An 18,103-nucleotide genomic window follows, 5' to 3' on the forward strand; every position below is an offset into this window, starting at 1 on the left:
AATGCGTTATAGTATTGGACTAATAGCATCAACATCGGGCGTAAACGTGGATAACGTACAGGTAGCATTTGAGTGGCCAATCACTGTCTATTATGAAGATACTGACGCCGGTGGCGTGGTGTATCACTCAAACTATTTGAAATTTTTTGAAAGAGCGCGCACAGAAATGCTGCGCAGTGCTGGCGTATCGCAGCAGGTTCTTTTGGAACAAAACATCGGTTTTGTAGTCCGACATATGGACATAGATTTTTTACAGGGTGCTAGGCTTGACGATCAGCTGGTGGTGAGAACCTCTATTGCGGAGCTAAAGAAAGCATCGTTAACATTCTGTCAGGAGATCGTAAATCCTGATGGCAAAACATTGTGCCGAGCAATGGTTAAGGTAGCATGTATCAATAACGAGAGGATGCGACCAACTGCCATCCCTCACGCAATATTTATGGAGTTTTCTCGAAGTGACCGCTGATATCTCAATTCTTGATCTGTTTTTGCAAGCAAGCTTGCTGGTAAAAATGGTGATGTTGATCCTACTTGGCATGTCTATCGTCTCTTGGGCGATGATCATTAAGCGCAGTAAAGTGCTGTCTCAGGCGGCAAAAGAGTCTGAGTCTTTTGAAGACAAATTCTGGTCAGGTGTCGACCTATCGGTGATCTACCAATCTGTCGCAAAACGTAAAGACGAACTGTCTGGTACAGAAGAGATTTTTTACTCAGGCTTTACCGAGTTCGCCCGCCTACGTAAATCAAATGCTAATTCTCCAGACTACATCATGGAAGGCACTGGTCGCGCAATGCGAGTGGCAGTTGCGCGTGAAGTAGATGAATTGGAAAATAGCCTACCTTTCCTCGCAACGGTTGGCTCTATTAGCCCATACATCGGTCTATTCGGTACGGTTTGGGGCATCATGCATGCCTTTATCGCGCTAGGTGAAGTCAAGCAAGCAACGCTTGCGATGGTGGCACCGGGTATCGCAGAAGCGCTGGTCGCGACTGCAATGGGTCTATTCGCGGCAATCCCTGCGGTAATGGCTTACAACCGCCTGAGCAACAAAGTTTCTAAGCTTGAGCACAGCTACGCAACGTTCTCAGAAGAGTTCCACAGTATTCTTCACCGTCAAGTTATGGCTGGCAGGGAGTAACGCATGGCGGGTTATCAACCTAAAAAGCGTAAAATGACCGCAGAAATTAACGTTGTTCCTTATATCGACGTTATGCTGGTGCTGCTGATCATCTTTATGGTGACGTCACCATTTGTTACTCAGGGCGTTGAAGTCGAACTGCCAAAAACAGCAGCGGCAGAATCAATGCAAGATATGGCGCAAGATCCCAACACTACCTTTATCATCGTTGAAGTTGACCGTGATGGTAATTTGGGTTTGAGCGTGAATGATGAAGAAGTGATGCGTGGTATTTCACTGCAAGATCTGATTGTGCGTGTAAAAGCAGAGTTGAGCCTTAAACCGAACTCCCCAGTGGCAGTTGGTGGTGATGCGGCGACGCCATACGCAGAGATTGTGTTGATTTTGGATGAGTTGAGCCAAGCAGGTATCGAGAAAGTCGGCTTGCTAACGGACATCAAGGAATAAGTTCAGTCGCTTCATGAAAGACAGTAAGCCTAACAAAAACAAAATGGGCAAACCGATAGTAATATCGGTGGCTCTGCACGCGGCTCTTGTTGCTGCATTGATTTGGGGCACGGACTTTACAATGTCGGAGCCAACCCCAACGGCGGGTATGGTTGAAGCTGTTGTGATTGATCCGGCGTTGGTGCGCCAACAAGCGCAACAAATCCGCAGCCAACGGGAAGAAGCGGCGCGTAAAGAACAAGATCGCTTAGATAAGTTGCGCCGTGAAAGCGAGCAGCTTGAGAAGAATCGCAAAGCCGAAGAAGAACGCATTCGTAAGCTCAAAGAGCAACAAGCGCGTGAAGCGAAAGCCGCTCGTGAGGCTGAAAAGCAACGCGTGAAGAAAGAGCAAGAGCGCAAAGCAGAAGAAGAGCGTGTACGCCAAGAAAAAGCGCGTGCAGCAAAAGCAGAGCAAGAGCGTAAAGCCAAAGAAGAAGCGGTGCGTAAAGCTGAAGAGCAGCGTTTAGCCAAAGAAGCGGCTATTGCCAAAGCGGAAAAAGAGCGCATCGAGAAAGAGGCAGCGGCTGCGAAAGCCGAGCAGCAACGTATTGAGCGTGAAAAAGCAGCAAAAGCGGCTGAAGAAAAGGCACGTAAAGAGCGCGAAGCTGCCGAGCGAGCAGAGAAAGAGCGCATTGCCAAAGAAAAAGCCGCGAAAGAAGCTGCAGAAAAAGCGCGTAAAGAGAAAGAGCGTTTACAGCGACTAGAGCGCGAACGCAAAGAGCAAGAAGCGGCACTTAACGATATCTTTGCCGGGCTAGAATCTGAATCAGAACAGAACAGCGCAGCGCGCGGTCAATTTGTGGATAGTGAAGTGGCACGCTTTGGTGCGATCTACACGCAACTGATCAAGCAAAACCTGTTAGTGGAGGACTACTTTCGGGGAAAGTCTTGTCGAGTTAACTTACGTTTGATCCCAACCGGATCAGGAGCGATTGTAGGTGACTTTAGCATACTCGAAGGTGATAGCCGCGTATGTGCGGCAACTAAGCGCGCCGTCGCTCAAGTACCGAGTTTCCCGCTGCCTAAAGAGGCGGATGTGGTAAACAAACTGAAAAACATCAATTTAACCGTTGAACTGTAATTAAAGGATTAGCTTGTGTTAAAGCGACTTATATTAGGACTAGCACTTATTATCTCTAGTACCGTTCAAGTAGCCAACGCGGCGCTGGAATTGGTCATCACCGACGGTATCGACTCGGCTCGCCCGATTGCTATCGTTCCTTTTAAATGGGAAGGCGCAGCACCCTTGCCGCAAGATGTGTCAGCGGTGATTGCTTCAGATTTACAGCGCAGCGGCAAATTCAGCCCAGTGGCAACCAGTAAAATGCCACAGACCCCTTACAGTGAAGCCGAAGTTAACTTCGATGCTTGGACCAGTTTGGGCGTCGATTCACTACTTACGGGTAGCATCACGCAAGATGCCAAAGGCGACTACGTGATCAACTACCAATTGGTGGATGTAGTTCGCGGTCAGTTAACTAAAGGTCAAAGCCGTGCATTAGGCAGTGATGGTGAATTAGTTCTATCAAAAGACCACCTACTATTCAATAAGCGCGCGACAGTGCCTAAGAACCGTTTACGTGAATATGCCCACCGCATTTCAGATTTGGTTTACGAGCAACTGACGGGTGAGCGTGGAGCATTCTTAACTCGTATCGCGTACGTGGTTGTCAATGACAAAGATTCATACCCTTACCAGCTGCGCGTTGCAGATTACGACGGTTATAACGAGCGTTTGGTATTGCGTTCGAAGCAGCCATTGATGTCGCCATCTTGGTCTCCAGATGGTCAACAACTGGCGTATGTTAGCTTCCAAAATGGTCAAGCTGAAATCTTCATTATGAACATTTATACCGGTCAAAGTGAGAAAGTGACGTCATACCCACGTCATAATGGTGCGCCAAAATTCTCGCCTGACGGTAAGCAGCTAGCACTGGTTTTATCTAAATCGGGCAGTTTACAGGTTTACACCCTAGATCTGGCTACACGAAAATTGACTCAGATAACGCGGGGCAGATCAAATAATACAGAACCTTTCTGGTATCCGGATGGAAAATCCTTGATTTTCACTTCCGATCGGGGTGGTAAACCTCAGATATATCGAGTAAATTTGGCAAACGGTGACACCAGCCGTATAACTTGGCAGGGCAGTCAAAACCTCGGTGGTCAAATTACGCCTGACGGTCGTTTTTTGGTGATGGTGAATCGAAGCAATACTGGCTTTAATCTGGCGAAGCAAGATTTAGAGACCGGTACAGTAGAAATTTTAACCAAAACATTGTTGGATGAATCTCCAAGTATTGCACCAAATGGTGGAATGGTTATTTATAGCTCGATCTACAACAAGACTAACGTTCTTTCGATGGTCTCAATAGATGGGCGATTTAAAGCTCGATTACCCGCAACAAATGGTCGCGTCCGTGCACCAGCGTGGTCACCGTTTTTGTAGCAAGTAAGTATCAATAAGTAAGGAAAACATAGCAATGCAACTTAATAAAGTTCTTAAAGGGCTACTAATTGCACTACCAGTTCTAGCGGTTACTGCGTGTAGTTCAAGCGACGATGCAGCAAATGCATCTGGCTCAGAAACTAACAACGGTTCATCGACTACAGTTACAACGCCGATCGATCAAAACGGTCAGCTAGCTGAGCAAGAGCTAAAAGATCAAGTAATGCAAGCGTCAACAATTTACTTCGCGTTTGACAATGCAACCATCTCTAGCGACTACGAAAAAGTTCTAGCGCTTCACGCTGCATACCTAACATCTAACCCTGCGCTTAAAGTAACGATCGAAGGTCACGCGGATGAGCGTGGTACTCCTGAGTACAACATCGCCCTAGGTGAGCGTCGTGCACAAGCAGTATCTATGTACCTACAAGCACTAGGTGTACAGGCTGACCAAATCGCTATCGTTAGCTACGGTGAAGAGAAGCCTCTAGTGCTAGGTCAATCTGACGAAGCATACGCTAAGAACCGCCGCGCAGTTCTAGTGTACTAATTTGAGGAAGACCTCATGTTCAGTAACATAAAGCACATCATCTCGCTTACGTTACTGGCAAGTGCAGCGAACCTAGCGTTCGCTGCACCAGCCCCAGTATCTGATATTGGTGGCAGTACCAGTAGCTCCCGCTCATACTCAAACGAGACCGATATTCAACGTCTAGAGCGCCTTCTAGAGAACCGTAACCGTGTTCAGTTGCAAATGCAGCAACAACTAGACTCAATGGCTCTTGAGATCAGCGAACTTCGTGGTCAAATTGAAAAAAATAACTACGACATGCAGCAGATGTTGCAGCGTCAACGTGAACTGTTTATCGAATTAGATAAAGTGCGCCAAGAAAAAGCAACGGCGGTTGTGCCTGTTGAAACACCTGCGAAAGAGAGCGAGCCTGAAGGGACGTTTAGTAGCAATGTGGATGAACAGACAGCATACCAAAACGCGGTTGATCTTATCCTTAAAAAGCGCGACTACACAGGCGCAATTGCAGCCTTTGTTCAGTTCCAAAAAGATTTTCCAGATTCAAGCTTTACGCCGAATTCTCATTACTGGCTAGGTCAGCTTTATTTTGCTAAGAAGCAAGATAAAGAGGCGGTTAAGAGCTTTGCTGCGGTTATTACCTACAAAGATTCTAACAAGCGTGCCGATGCCCTAGTGAAGTTAGGCGACATCGCTGAGCGCAATAATAATGCCGAACAGGCGAAGAAGTATTACCAACAAGTGGTAACAGAATACCCAGGCAGTGCTTCTGCGAATATTGCGCAAGAAAAGCTGAAATAAAATCCAATCAATCGAAAGAGGTGCCATGTGCACCTCTTTTTCTATCTGCTGCTTTGTTACGCACCTAACGACTTTGGTATAAGCCAAAGCTCTTTGATTCTTGATGTCGATCGGAGTTACAATACTCGGACTAACGGAAGTTGCGTAGAGCAAGGCAATGAGTCACATTCTAGATAAAATCGATACAGTTTACCCTTTTCCTCCTAAACCAAAAAAATTAAGCGAAGAAGAGAAGCGCACTCATATTGAGGCGATCAAGCGTCTACTGAAAGAAAAAGACGCTGTACTTATCGCTCACTACTACACCGATCCTGAGATCCAAGCTCTGGCTGAAGAGACAGGCGGTTTTGTTGGTGACTCATTGGAAATGGCGAAGTTTGGTAACCGCCATCCTGCTAGCACTTTGATTATCGCTGGCGTGCGTTTTATGGGTGAATCAGCCAAGATTCTTACTCCAGAAAAACGCATTCTAATGCCAACACTAGAAGCAGAGTGTTCTCTAGACCTTGGCTGCCCAGCCGATAAGTTTACTGAATTCTGTGATGCGCACCCTGATCACACGGTCGTGGTTTACGCGAACACTTCAGCAGCGGTTAAAGCTCGTGCTGACTGGGTAGTTACCTCAAGTATTGCGCTTGAAATTGTTGAGCACCTAGATAGCGAAGATAAGCCAATTATCTGGGGTCCTGACCGTCACCTTGGTTCGTATATTGCCAACAAAACTGGCGCAGACATGCTACTGTGGCAAGGCGAGTGTATCGTACACGATGAGTTCTCAGCTGATGCACTGCGTAAGATGAAGGGGCTTTACCCAGATGCGGCGATTCTTGTGCACCCTGAATCACCAGCAAGCGTTGTAGAACTGGCGGATGCGGTAGGTTCAACTAGCCAATTGATCAAAGCGGCAAAAGAGCTACCACAGCAACAAATGATTGTTGCAACAGACAAAGGCATCTTCTTTAAGATGCAGCAACTTGTGCCAGAGAAAGAGTTGATTGAAGCGCCAACCGCTGGTGCGGGCGCAACGTGCCGTAGCTGTGCACATTGCCCTTGGATGGCGATGAACGGTCTACAAGCGATTGAAGCGGCACTAACTGAAGGTGGCGAACAGCATGAAATCTTCGTTGATGACGAGCTACGTGTTAAATCTCTTATCCCACTGAACCGCATGCTTGATTTTGCCGAGCAGCTTAATATGCAAGTGAAAGGTAACGCTTAAACGCCTACCTTAGAGTCAATATCCAATTTCTAAGCCAGCACTATGCTGGCTTTTTTGTCTTTTTTGCTTTTGAGATCGCAGTGATTTGTGCATGTTTGGCATTTTGCGGTGAACTTTGCTTACAATTATCGATAGAAGATAGGATTAAGACAGATAACCACTAGGGATGGTATATGGGTTTATGGCTATACCTAAAGCGTAAATTGCACGCGACACTGTTTACTCTCAGCGGGCGCAACCTTGCGCTGCTGACACTGGTGTATATCGCACTGTCATGGCTGTTATTGCGCGCTGCTGGCGAATCTGATCTCACCGATAACTTCTCCAACTTTATTTATTACCTCATGGTGACGGCTTCCACTGTCGGTTATGGCGATTACTCGCCAGCCAGCGATATGGGCAAGTGGGTGGTCGTGCTATTTGTGATTCCGGGTGGCTTGGCGTTGTTTGCTTCGATCTTGGGGCGATTAGCGTCGAATGTTGTGGAATATTGGCGTGCTGGCGTATTAGGGAAAAGAAAAGTGAATACAGATAACCACATTTTACTCTTAGGTTGGAATGGTCAACGAACTTTGCATCTCATTCGTATGTTGCAGCATGAAGAAGAGGGCAACCGACCAATCGTACTCTGTACCCGTTCGGATATTGAAAACCCGCTTCCAGGTGAGATCGGCTTTGTAAAAGTCAGCAGCTACACCGATGCGCAAGAGATGCAAAATGCCCGTATTGAGGCGGCGAGTTGTATTATTGTCGATAACCTTGAAGACGATATAACGCTCTCAGCGGCGCTCTACTGCGCCAATATTAACGCCCAAGCGCATCTGGTCGCCTACTTTAAAGATGAGGCCCTGAGCGCGCTGTTAAGCCAGCATTGCCCGAATGCAGAATGTATTCCTGCCGTCGGGGCTGAGATGATCGCCAAAGCGGCCGTAGACCCAGGCTCAAGTGCCTTGCACCAAGAGCTGTTGGCATCAACTCGGGGAATGACGCAATATTCGACCTACTATCCGGCTGCGGCACTAGAGGTTTCGGTAGAGAAGGTGTTCTTGTTTATGAAAAAGCACCATCAAGCGACGTTAATTGCGGTTGAAGGCGAGGGCAGTATTGAGTTAAACCCGGATCTGGATGCGGTCATTAAGCCTGGAAATAAATTGTTCTATATTGCCGATGAGCGCATTGATCAGTTTGAGTGGGGGAAAATTAGTTAGTGTTGTCATTCCTGATAGCCGTAGGCGTGGTCAGGAATCTCGCTCTTCATTACTCCAACACATACAAAAAAGGCCTCACTGTCGTGAAGCCTTTCGTATCTACTAGCCTAACTACAAAGCTTACTCGCCAGCTTCGACTAGCTGCATGCCGCGCATGGTTAGACCGCATAGCATGGTTGGCATCGCGTTGAAGATCTCTTCAAACTGCTCTAAGCCTTCAATACCTTGCTCTGCTAGCGTCGCGATAGACGTTTCTGGATCGTAAAGCATTGTCAGTGACAATAGCACACCGCCAAGCAGCGCATTGTCTTGGCTATCTTCAGGCATGATTGCTTCCCAATCATCACGAGATAGCTGCCAGCCTTGCAGTAGACCTTCACAGAAGTCACGCGCTTCAGCTGTCACGATCTCTTCTTCATCCAGCGCACAACCTTCAGGCCATTGCCATTGGTTGCCCATTAGTGCTGGGCGGTATTGGTTCCAAAGACCAATCACTTGCTCGATGTAACACTCTAGCTGTTCACCATCGCTAAATGGTGCCACTTCTTCACCACCCCATAGGAATGGTAGCCACTCGTGTGGGTCAAGCGTATGAGGCGCAGCAGCCATTGCAGTCACGAAGCCGTGAGTCTTCGCTTCATTAATTAGCTTACCTTCAAGTTCTGGCTGTGAAAGGATTTCTTGTAAAGTCAAAATCAATACCATTAAGTTTTTAATATTTGGATAGAGGTATAGTAACAGTCCATTGTTAACAAAAATAGTTTGCGGTTGGATTCTATTAACTATAATTTCTTATAAACATCAAAAATTCAGTTGGTTATGGCTACGAGTTCATCTCTAAAACGACAAAGTATTTTTGCACTGACTCTCTACATGGTTTTTGTCGTCACGATAGTCGGCACGGTGAGCTATTTGGTTATGGAACCACCAATTCGCGAGCAGCTGATCCGTAATCTCGACACGCGTTCAAAAATTATCTCTAGCGAGATTGAGGCGTCATTAGAGAGCCCGCTGGGCGTGCTGCAAAGTATTGTTAGTATTGGTAATACCGGTGAGGCTCCTGAGCTACAGGCGGACATTCTACGTAACCTCTTTAGCCTAATCGATGGTGCTGCCGTAAGCGGCGGCTTATGGCCCAAGGCAGATCTCAATGATGAAAACAGCCCTTACAAAAGCCAATTTTTTAACCGAGCCGAAGACGGCGCGATAGACCGCATTTACTCTTGGGACAACCCCGCCACAGGCGGCTACGATGGTGAGCCATGGTACACCGATGTTGTCAATAAACCACTGGGTACCGTTGCTTGGTCCTCGGTGTATATAGACCCTTTTACTCACGTGCAGATGATTACTGCATCCTCTCCTTACTATGTCGATAACCAGTTTGCCGGCGTTGCTACTGTCGATCTCTCTCTCGAGAGCTTAGTCGAATTTATCAAACTTAACTCTGAGCAGTATGATTTGGGTATCTTGATCCGAGACAGCGAAGGGGAAGTGGTGATTGAGCACAACTTCAAGGTGGTTGAGGGGATCTACATCAGCGAACATCAGTTTGGTGATTTTGGCTGGACGATTGATGTGGTGAATGCCGACAGATTGGTTGCCGACCAAGCTTATGATTTGGTCACCAAAGTTGAGATGGGCATTGTACCTATAATGTTACTGTGCGTATTGGTGGGCTATGTTGTAATTAACCGCTCGCTGATTGACCCTATTTCACAGATTGCCCGTGAAGTCGATGACTCCAAGCATGGCGGCTTAATCAACCTTGACTATAAAAATGATGACGAAATTAAACACCTCATCGATGTGTTTAATCAAAAGACCGTGTTCTTAGAACAAGAGAAGAAAAAAGCGCTCGCTTCTATGCACGCCAAGAGTGCATTCCTTGCGACGATTTCCCACGAAGTGCGCACCCCGATGAATGGGGTTTTAGGTACCGCACAAATTCTACTCAAAACCGATCTCACCCACGAGCAACGCAAGCATTTGAAAACGCTTTATGACTCGGGCGACCACATGATGATGCTGCTCAATGAGATTTTAGACTTTTCTAAAATTGAGCAAGGGCATTTAGAGCTAGAAAAAGCACCGTTTCCACTCCAATCAATCATTGGCAGTATTAATAGTGTTTATCACACCTTATGCGCTGAAAAAGGGCTTAAGTTTGAGATTGAAAACAACGTGAATAATTTGCGTTGGTACACCTCCGATAAAGCGCGCTTGCGTCAGATCTTGTTTAACTTGCTTAATAACGCCGTCAAATTTACCTCGCAAGGCTTTGTCAAAATCAGCTTTGATGAAATTGAGATGGATGGTCGTAATTGCCTGAATATCAAAGTGACAGATTCTGGGGTAGGGATAGATAAATCCGCACTAGAGAAGATCTTTAGACCGTTTGTGCAGGCTGAATCCTCAACCACGCGCCGATTTGGTGGTACAGGACTGGGGCTGGCGATAGTTAAACAGATCAGTGAATTGATGGATGGTGATGTTTCAGTGCAGAGTGAGCTTGGCAAAGGCACCACATTTGATGTGCTTCTTGAGATGGAAGTGTGCGAACCTAAGCAAGCTGAAAACAGTGAGCATAGAAAGCTCAACTACAAAGGACTCAAAGCGCTGATTGTGGAAGATAACCGCACCAACACCATCATAATTAAGAGCTTTATGTCAGCCAAAGGCTTTGAATGCCATTGCGTGGCAGATGGTGAGCAAGCGGTAGAAGCCGTTCAAGCTAGCCAATTTGATCTGATCATGATGGATAACCATATGCCAGTAAAAGATGGCATTACTGCGACACAAGAGATTAGAGCGCTGCGAACGAGCGTTGCCAATACACTCATTTTTGGTTGTACTGCTGACCTATTTAAAGAGACGCAAGAGCGCATGCGCGCTGCCGGTGTGGATGGCATCGTCTCTAAACCGATTGATGAGAAAGAACTCGACGATATGCTTTATCGTCATTCAGATAAGCTCTATCAGTATAAATCACTACAAGATCTACAATCAGCAGCACCTTTCAATGCTGAAGAGCAGTTAGTTTCGCTCTATATTGCCGTGGAAGACCAAAAGCCAGATGAAGCGCACCAGATACTGACTAACATATACCGCTACTTTAACCACGACGCAGAAAGTGATGCCGGAGCCCTACTGGCACCGCTGGTTAAAGACAAACAACTCCCTTCCCAACAAGAGCTTGATGTATTGACAGTTTTGCTAAAAGACGCGTAATTTACTGAGTAATTTATAAACACCGAACCTTCTAATAAACAGCTAAAGTCATGGTAGTGGCTTTAGCTGCTTTTCGTTCTAAAAACAGTGATTTATCCACCTTGCAATATAAAATATGGAATCTAATTCTGCTTATTTAGTGTTCTAATAGCGCCAATTGCTAGTTATTTCAAAAAGACTAGATATTGATGTTGTTAAAATGTTGTTTCAGCAGAATTATATGTTGAGGTGGTAATGAAAATCCGTGGTTCATTCAGTATTCGAAATGCATTAGCAGACACTTTTGCTATGGTCGTGTTTTGTTTTGTTACTGGCATGATTATTGAGATATTTATTTCAGGTATGACGTTTGAGCAGTCTTTAGCGTCGCGTACCTTATCTATCCCAGTGAATATCGCGATAGCATGGCCTTATGGCGTGTTTAGAGATTTTATGTTGCGCATGGGCGGTCGAATCTCGCCATCTCATCTAATGAAGAACATCTCTGATCTAAGTGCTTACGTATTATTCCAATCACCGGTTTACGCTTGTATTTTGCTGGTGGTAGGGGCGAACCTTGAGCAGATTGCAACGGCAGTCGCTTCTAATGCGGTTGTTTCATGTGTGATGGGTGTGCTATATGGTCATTTTCTTGATACATGCCGCCGTTGGTTTAAAGTACCGGGTTACTACGTACAAGAAGTGATTCAAGACGCTGTTCCTGAAGTATTAGTGGACAAACCAGCAGCAGATTAGCCACAACGTAACCAATCAAACGCGCTAAATGGGATTTTTTGGGCTTAGCTCTTGACCTAACCCCCTAGAATCATTAAATTAGCGCCTCGTTAGCGAACATCGTTAACCACAATTTGATTCGGTGAGTTGTCCGAGTGGCTGAAGGAGCACGCCTGGAAAGTGTGTATACGGCAACGTATCGAGAGTTCGAATCTCTCACTCACCGCCACATTCTAAGAGGTCTGATTTATCAGACCTTTTTTCATATCTAAAGCCTAGTGAGCTGCCAGAGGGCCCAATGGAGCGCACAATGGCACATCAATCTTCTCACAACCCATCTTGTCGGGAATGCATGTATCTGGTGCAAAGTCGTACTGGTATTTACTCTTTTCGTTGGAATATTTCTAACAGCGGAACATATTGTAATGGTCAACTTGAATCGTTCACGGATTGGTACGGTCTGAAAATATTAGATATTAGTAATCTCACCCCGTAGTGTCATCAAGCGCATACTTTCAATATGTCATCATAGTTTGATAGATAAAAAAAACCTGCCGAAGCAGGTTTTTGATGTATTGACCACGTTGTGTTATTGGTTAACTGCCATTCTTTCTACATTTAATACAGTGTTAAATGAGCCTCTTGGCATAGAGTATGTGTTGTATTCATTTACGGTTGTTAATACGCTTTCCACTAATGCTGTTGGCGTCTTAGCTGCGAGTGTAATCTCTTCGCTCTCATCAGTTAGAGACGGTGTTTTCACAGCTTCGCCTACTGTTGAGTAAACTGAACGACCACCCTCGATTGGGGTTACAAGCACTTTTGGAATGTTGAGGTATTCGCCTTCTTTGATGCTAGTACCACCATCTTCGCCAACTTCAATTTTTGTTGCTGACGCTAGGATTCGCTCCGCATTCTCATTCAACAATTCATAAATACCCTTGTCGCTGAAAAGACCTCTTGCTTCTGGGTGTTTAGCGAAGTATTTCTCAGGGTTAAACGAAAGCTCTTCAAGCACGCCATCCATTGCTTTTACAAAGCGATATGCTTCTTCAGTGCCACGAGCATGGAGTGGTAAGCCAAACTCATTTGTTTCAACTAAAAACAAAGTACGTACATCAGAGTTTCGAGCAAATGCACGTGTCTTGTCATTATAATCAAATGCATTCATCTTGATGCGATCTTCTCTCGTTGGGCGACTTTCACGCTTATGCTTAGTTCTCGCTTGAGCAAACTCTTTCTCTGCTGATTTCAGCTGTTCTGCCGCTTTGTAATGCTTAATACCCGCTGCCACCAAATCCTCTTCTAAGTCGAACAGTTTGTCGTAAACCTCTGGTGTAAGGTATTCGTCAACGGTGACGTGATCACCGACATAAGTGAATGTGTAGCAACGGTTTCCATGAAGCTGTTTGTTAGTTGGCAAACTTTTAATCACATTATCGTGTTGGTCCATTACTTTGATGTCTGGACACGTACCATCTGCATTCATAGGCGTTAGTGTGAAACCTGAACTGATGCCGAATCCGTAGTTAAAATCAGACGTTAGTTTTTCACCAAATGGCTTGTTGAAAGCTTCAAATCGTTTCTGCTGAGGTTCAGATCGGGTGATATGAAGCTCTCGACCAACTTTCGAAAATTCATCATGCAGTTCTTGGTACGCACTATCTCTTTCTTTTAGTGCAGCGACCACTTGTTCGTAAGATTCACGGTTCTTTTCATAACGTGATTCACCCCAAAGGTTTTCTTGGAACTCTACATAATCTTTAATCTCTGGGTATTTCTTATACACTAGAGATTCGATGTGATCTTTGGTTAGTCCATTTTCATAAGCCTGATTCTTTTCGTACAAGTCAGTGTAGTAATCAATGAAATCAAAGTACTTTTCTTTTGTTTCATCTGAAACATCGAGATCAGCAATGATGGTACGAGCGTTTTTAAGCTTTTGGATTTCAATATTACGTTCATTGTTACTGAAATCTGTGCCGTTTGGCTTGTTCGGAGTAATTAGGAAACCACCTTGAACTGAGCGTAGTGTAAGTGTTGTGTAAAGAAGATTATCTTTGTCAAAGATAGTATCTTCGAAATTTTCAACGATGTTTAGTGTAGCCGCACCGTCAGCTTTAACGTGGTTAGAAGCTAGGTTGGTCACACGGCTTTCGCTGTCTGATCCGCAACCAGATAGAGATAAAGTAATTAGGCTAGCCACCAATGTTTTTGTGATTTTCATATTTATATTCTTTAATTTTGTAAACGAAATGATTTTCGAGGCGCAATATTACTAATATGCAGTGAAAAACTCTACTTCCTTTTGAATTTGGCGGTTTGCGCTTGTGACATATTAGGCCCGGCTAAACTGGCTAAGACGTTACCATTTGTTGCTTATCCCGCGATATTTAGCTCAACCGTATTACCTCAAGAACTTGTGCGTTTAGAGAAAACGTTAGAGGTGATTAAAGGAGCGGATGCTAGGCGAGTAAAACTGTTTAAAAATGCAGAGGCAATAGCATCAGGGTTGAGGAATATTGGTTTTCGCATCCAGAGTGAGTCACAGATTATCGCTCTAGAATGTGGCAGTGAGAGGAATACTGAACGAGTGCGTGATTTCTTGGAACAACGAGGAGTGTTTGGCGCTGTGTTTTGTCGCCCAGTTACCGGGAAATACAACAACATCATTCGTTTTTCCATAAATGCAGATTTAACCGCTTCTGATATCGATCGTGTGTTATCAGCGTGCCAAGAAGCGTTTAATCATCCTGAGTTAGAGTTCGCGTCATAGCATACTTAGTAACCATGGCTGTCCTTCGTTCCCAAGAATTAAGGAGATTAGGAAAATATAGAACACTGACATTTTCCTGATCTGAGCGGTAGCGTTTTTTTAACAGTTTACAAATCATTAATCTTACGGTATTTCGGTGCTATTCAAACTTATAGTCGTAGAGAGGTCTACATGAAGAAACTTATTGTATTAATGGCGATAGGCTTGAGTAGCTTTGCAATTGCGCAAGATGGAGAGACGCTTGCCGCTATTGATCACGGCTTTGTTTATAAGGGCAGCATCATCAACCCTAAATGTGTCAATTTACTGCAGGCTTGGCCGAGTGAGTCGTCTAAGTATGGCATTATTCTTCGCTCGGTTATTCTTGATAGCTGCCAAGAGAGCAATCTTGCGTTTGAGGGACGCGACTATAGTATAACTTCGCGAGGTGCAAACTCTTATTCCTCGAACACCAATGACGAGAACTTCAGTTTCCAATACGAAGTGTTAGGCAAAACTGAGCATGATGTGTTTGCTGTGTTGCACTCGGGATACATTGGTTTATATCGGTTAGAAGCCAAGCAGGTTCGCTTTGATTTTGGCGAGTCAGATGACCAGATAGTCAGTGTTTTAACCAAGTTAAGTCAAACATGGGTACCTTGTTTTGAATCTGCTAATGTCCAAGGGAATCAGTTACAGGTCGTAAAACATATTTGGAACCCTGATGCGCCAACAGCGGATCAATGCTCGGATAGGCTAGAAACGGTTACGTATGATCTCAGCCTCTTCTAATGACTCGATATTAGGGGTGAATCAGTGCGTCAACCATGGTTTAAGCTACGTTAGACTAAATGCCATACAAGCTTAAGCCTACTTTGAGGTTATCGATAATTTTATCTCGAAGCGCTGATGGGGCAATAACCTCAATAATATTGGCATGCTTCATTAACCACCATTCAAATGTATGACTATCTCTTACGTCGGCAGTTATCGTAGTGTACTCGTCATCTCGAGCAATAATGGTTTGACGGCTAGAGAGTAGGGATTCTTCAATTAAATGCAAGCCGCGGTAATTCTCTATTCGTAAGGTCACTTTATGCATATTTCCGCCAGAAAAGTGGCGAGCGTTCTGCTGTACATAGGATCGAACATCAAATATATCCAGAATTTTGGTACTACTGTAAGTGAGTTTTAGGCTATGAATTCGGTGTAGAGCATAAGTCCGAATATCGTCGAGCTTTCCAGGGACAAGCCCGACCAAATAAAAGCTGTTGCCATATAAAAATAAACCCAGTGGAGTAGAGGTGTAATTACTTGGCTCGTTAGCTCCGCGTTTTTGGTAAGTAAATGCGATATCTTTTTTGTTTAGTAGTGCTTCTTCGATTAACTTGAAGAACTCATTGCCTACTGACGGTGCAATCAAAGGGTATTCGCTTTGGAAATAGCAGAATCGTTCACTCCACAGTTTGGTTTGTTTGGTATTAACTTGCTTAAGTGATGAAAAAATTGAATCGACATCACCGCGCAAGGTAGGTGGAAGCATCGACTTAATTTCTTTTTCAATGACTTGTAAAGAGACAACTGAAGACATGCCATCAGGCTTGATGGGGTGACGATGCCCACTGGCGATCTGGTATGTGTAAGGTCTGCTGGAATCATCTATTTCTATACTGACATGATCTGCAACAACAGCATTGATACAACGCTGAACTGTACGTAGTTGGCTTTTCTCATCCGCTTTGGTACTCAATAGTCCAGATGATTGTAATCGTTCTTTAATCTCCAAGCTGGAGATTCTTTCTGGATAGCAGGGAATTGATTCTAGGACTTTTTGATAACGTTGTATTTGTAAACTCATGAATTAGCCTGTGAAAAAAGAACAACTAAAGGCGACAATAATTGTCGCCTTCATGGTTAGTATAGCGTTCATAGTCAGCAAATAGGAACGCTTTAAAATGCATGTTCAACCACACTTTGAGAATAATACCCAAGACAACTTCTCTTTTCTTAAAGATGGTCTAGAGGAGTTGTATAACCAAGCAGTATTAGCAGAGCGTTATTACTTCACCGACCCTCAGTCGAGCTTAGCAAAAATGCGCCTATTTGTTGAATTAGCATGCCACGAGTTGGGTAAGCAGTTTAAATTGCGCCCACCTGTTCATGGTGATCTTGCGAACAAAATTAAGATGCTTCAAGCGTCGCAACGTGTTGATGAATGGGTGATCGATGAGATGAATCATTTGCGATATGACGGCAATCGCTCAGTACACATGACAGAAGTGAATGGTGCCTATATTGCGAAACTTTCGATTTCTCGCGCACGCATGCAAAAACACATGAATAGTCTGTATGAGATTGCTCATTATGTTGGACAAATGGTTTTAGGAACTCCAGCACGGTGTACTTATACGTGGCAAGAGCCAAACTCTTGTGAACTGAGTTTATTTGTTGCCGATGCACTTAAAGGCTCAAAAGAAGCGAGCTTCTACCTTGCAACTCGATTCTATAATGAACTGTTAGAAATGAGTCAGCAAGTGGGTGACACACGCTGGTGGCGAAAAGAGCATTATCTTGATAAGCAGGCTGATTTAACATACTGGCTTGAAAAAACACATCGCTTAGGGCATGAACAGAGTTGGTTACTTTTAGCAAAGTGTTATGCAAATAAGTTGCTGCAAGAAGAAAGTTCACGCGATGCGAAACTGTGTTTTAAGCAGGCGTTGAATATAGATCAATCGGGCGAGGCTGCATTTGAGTTTGGTTCTTACTTGATTGAACGAGAAGAGCATAAACTTGGCGTAAACTATATTCGCCAGGCTGCCGAGCAAGGCTACCACCCAGCGTTATCATCTGAGCTGAGTCGAGCATTTAAAACAAAAGTTCAACAAAGTGAGTGGTTGGAACTTGCTTTAGAACATCGTGTGCCCGAAGCATTTACTGCTGATGTTGCATGCAAACTGAAGGCTTTTGAAGCAGAGCAAACGGAAAGTGCGCTAAAAGCATTACGTTCTTCGTTAGTCACCGCACAGGCTCGCCGTGCGCCAGCAGTCGGTTTCTTCCAATCTTACGTTGAACTAACGGTTAACAAAGTATCGGATACCCAAAGTGCGCGAAAGAAAATGGTCGATGAGTACCCATGCATGCCAACCTATTTAGAGGTTGAACTGCTTCTATTTAAACAAATTGCCGAAGATCCAGCGCATTATGATTTGATGTTAGACATCTATCACGACGCATTAAAACAAGCGTCAGATGAGTTAGGAGTTGCAGATGTAAAGTATTCAATCGTAAAACATGCGTTGGTTATCGCGGCAGAGAAGTTCAAACTACGTGCGGGCGTGAAAACGCCCAAGCCAATTCCTACCTTGTTAAAAGAAGCCGCAGATGCAGGGCACGCTGAGGCTCGACGCTTCGTAAACAGCGCAGAGGGTAAAGCCGTGCTGAAAAAAGTTGGCTTTACTTCTCAGGGGAAAATGCAGAAAGATGCAGCACAAAAACTGAAGAATAAACGTAAGCGTAAGATGGTAAAGAAAGTAAAGCGCAAGTGAACCTAATTTAATAATAATTGAGTC

At 44.7% G+C, this 18,103-nt stretch carries 16 protein-coding genes, 1 tRNA gene and 1 pseudogene; 15 read left to right on the plus strand and 3 right to left on the minus strand.

Annotated features, from left to right (window positions below; translation table 11 throughout):
• The first annotated feature begins 1 nt into the window (after position 1).
• The 9 genes from ybgC (at position 2) to GZN30_RS03380 (ending at position 7,831) form a co-directional block, all read left to right on the plus strand.
• Positions 2-466, plus strand: coding sequence for a tol-pal system-associated acyl-CoA thioesterase (ybgC, locus tag GZN30_RS03340; RefSeq protein WP_375732246.1), 465 nt, complete (start codon positions 2-4; stop codon positions 464-466).
• On the plus strand, positions 456-1,139 hold the full coding sequence (gene tolQ / locus GZN30_RS03345; RefSeq protein WP_075647995.1) for a protein TolQ: 684 nt from the start codon (positions 456-458) through the stop codon (positions 1,137-1,139). The genes ybgC and tolQ overlap by 11 nt, the downstream gene beginning before the upstream one ends.
• Positions 1,140-1,142: 3 nt before the next feature.
• Entirely contained in the window at positions 1,143-1,586 is a 444-nt protein-coding gene (gene tolR / locus GZN30_RS03350) for a protein TolR (protein ID WP_075647994.1), read from the plus strand.
• A gap of 13 nt (positions 1,587-1,599) precedes the next feature.
• Positions 1,600-2,706: a cell envelope integrity protein TolA gene (gene tolA / locus GZN30_RS03355; RefSeq protein WP_075647993.1), complete on the plus strand. Its 1,107-nt coding sequence runs from the start codon at positions 1,600-1,602 to the stop codon at positions 2,704-2,706.
• A 15-nt stretch (positions 2,707-2,721) separates the two neighbouring features.
• The gene (gene tolB / locus GZN30_RS03360) at positions 2,722-4,074 is read left to right on the plus strand and encodes a Tol-Pal system beta propeller repeat protein TolB (protein ID WP_075647992.1); all 1,353 of its coding nucleotides are present in this window, start codon (positions 2,722-2,724) and stop codon (positions 4,072-4,074) included.
• 34 nt (positions 4,075-4,108) lie between these two features.
• Entirely contained in the window at positions 4,109-4,624 is a 516-nt protein-coding gene (pal, locus tag GZN30_RS03365) for a peptidoglycan-associated lipoprotein Pal (protein WP_075647991.1), read from the plus strand.
• A 15-nt stretch (positions 4,625-4,639) separates the two neighbouring features.
• The gene (ybgF, locus tag GZN30_RS03370) at positions 4,640-5,404 is read left to right on the plus strand and encodes a tol-pal system protein YbgF (RefSeq protein ID WP_075647990.1); all 765 of its coding nucleotides are present in this window, start codon (positions 4,640-4,642) and stop codon (positions 5,402-5,404) included.
• A 157-nt stretch (positions 5,405-5,561) separates the two neighbouring features.
• Entirely contained in the window at positions 5,562-6,623 is a 1,062-nt protein-coding gene (gene nadA, locus GZN30_RS03375) for a quinolinate synthase NadA (protein ID WP_075647989.1), read from the plus strand.
• A gap of 173 nt (positions 6,624-6,796) precedes the next feature.
• A complete protein-coding gene (locus GZN30_RS03380; RefSeq protein ID WP_075647988.1) occupies positions 6,797-7,831 on the plus strand; it encodes a potassium channel protein in 1,035 nt (344 codons plus the stop codon).
• A gap of 120 nt (positions 7,832-7,951) precedes the next feature.
• On the opposite strand, the gene GZN30_RS03385 is transcribed toward GZN30_RS03380, so the two are convergent.
• Positions 7,952-8,524, minus strand: a complete 573-nt coding sequence (locus tag GZN30_RS03385; protein ID WP_075647987.1) for a UPF0149 family protein — start codon at positions 8,522-8,524, stop codon at positions 7,952-7,954.
• Positions 8,525-8,650: 126 nt separating this feature from the next.
• Here GZN30_RS03385 and GZN30_RS03390 point away from each other — a divergent pair, with 126 nt between their 5' ends.
• The 3 genes from GZN30_RS03390 to GZN30_RS03400 all read left to right on the plus strand — a co-directional run bounded on the left by GZN30_RS03390 (position 8,651) and on the right by GZN30_RS03400 (position 12,005).
• On the plus strand, positions 8,651-11,062 hold the full coding sequence (locus GZN30_RS03390; protein ID WP_075647986.1) for a hybrid sensor histidine kinase/response regulator: 2,412 nt from the start codon (positions 8,651-8,653) through the stop codon (positions 11,060-11,062).
• Between the two features lie 234 nt (positions 11,063-11,296).
• Positions 11,297-11,797: an L-alanine exporter AlaE gene (locus GZN30_RS03395; RefSeq protein ID WP_075647985.1), complete on the plus strand. Its 501-nt coding sequence runs from the start codon at positions 11,297-11,299 to the stop codon at positions 11,795-11,797.
• Between the two features lie 120 nt (positions 11,798-11,917).
• Positions 11,918-12,005: transfer RNA gene (locus GZN30_RS03400), tRNA-Ser, on the plus strand.
• A 360-nt stretch (positions 12,006-12,365) separates the two neighbouring features.
• Here GZN30_RS03400 and GZN30_RS03405 read toward each other — a convergent pair.
• The gene (locus GZN30_RS03405) at positions 12,366-14,003 is read right to left on the minus strand and encodes a hypothetical protein (protein WP_075647984.1); all 1,638 of its coding nucleotides are present in this window, start codon (positions 14,001-14,003) and stop codon (positions 12,366-12,368) included.
• Positions 14,004-14,111: 108 nt separating this feature from the next.
• Between GZN30_RS03405 and GZN30_RS03410 the strand changes: the two are divergent.
• Positions 14,112-14,552: pseudogene (locus GZN30_RS03410) on the plus strand (alpha-hydroxyketone-type quorum-sensing autoinducer synthase); the annotation flags it as partial.
• 171 nt (positions 14,553-14,723) lie between these two features.
• Complete coding sequence (locus tag GZN30_RS03415; protein WP_075647983.1) at positions 14,724-15,323, plus strand: hypothetical protein; 600 nt, start codon at positions 14,724-14,726, stop codon at positions 15,321-15,323.
• 55 nt (positions 15,324-15,378) lie between these two features.
• Here the strand turns inward: GZN30_RS03415 and GZN30_RS03420 are convergent, their stop codons facing one another.
• A complete protein-coding gene (locus GZN30_RS03420) occupies positions 15,379-16,389 on the minus strand; it encodes a helix-turn-helix transcriptional regulator (protein ID WP_075647982.1) in 1,011 nt (336 codons plus the stop codon).
• 97 nt (positions 16,390-16,486) lie between these two features.
• Here GZN30_RS03420 and GZN30_RS03425 point away from each other — a divergent pair, with 97 nt between their 5' ends.
• A complete protein-coding gene (locus GZN30_RS03425) occupies positions 16,487-18,079 on the plus strand; it encodes a DUF4145 domain-containing protein (protein WP_075647981.1) in 1,593 nt (530 codons plus the stop codon).
• The last annotated feature ends 24 nt before the right edge of the window (positions 18,080-18,103 follow it).

The sequence above is a fragment of the Vibrio ponticus genome (assembly GCF_009938225.1).
In the GTDB taxonomy this organism is placed as follows: domain Bacteria; phylum Pseudomonadota; class Gammaproteobacteria; order Enterobacterales; family Vibrionaceae; genus Vibrio; species Vibrio ponticus.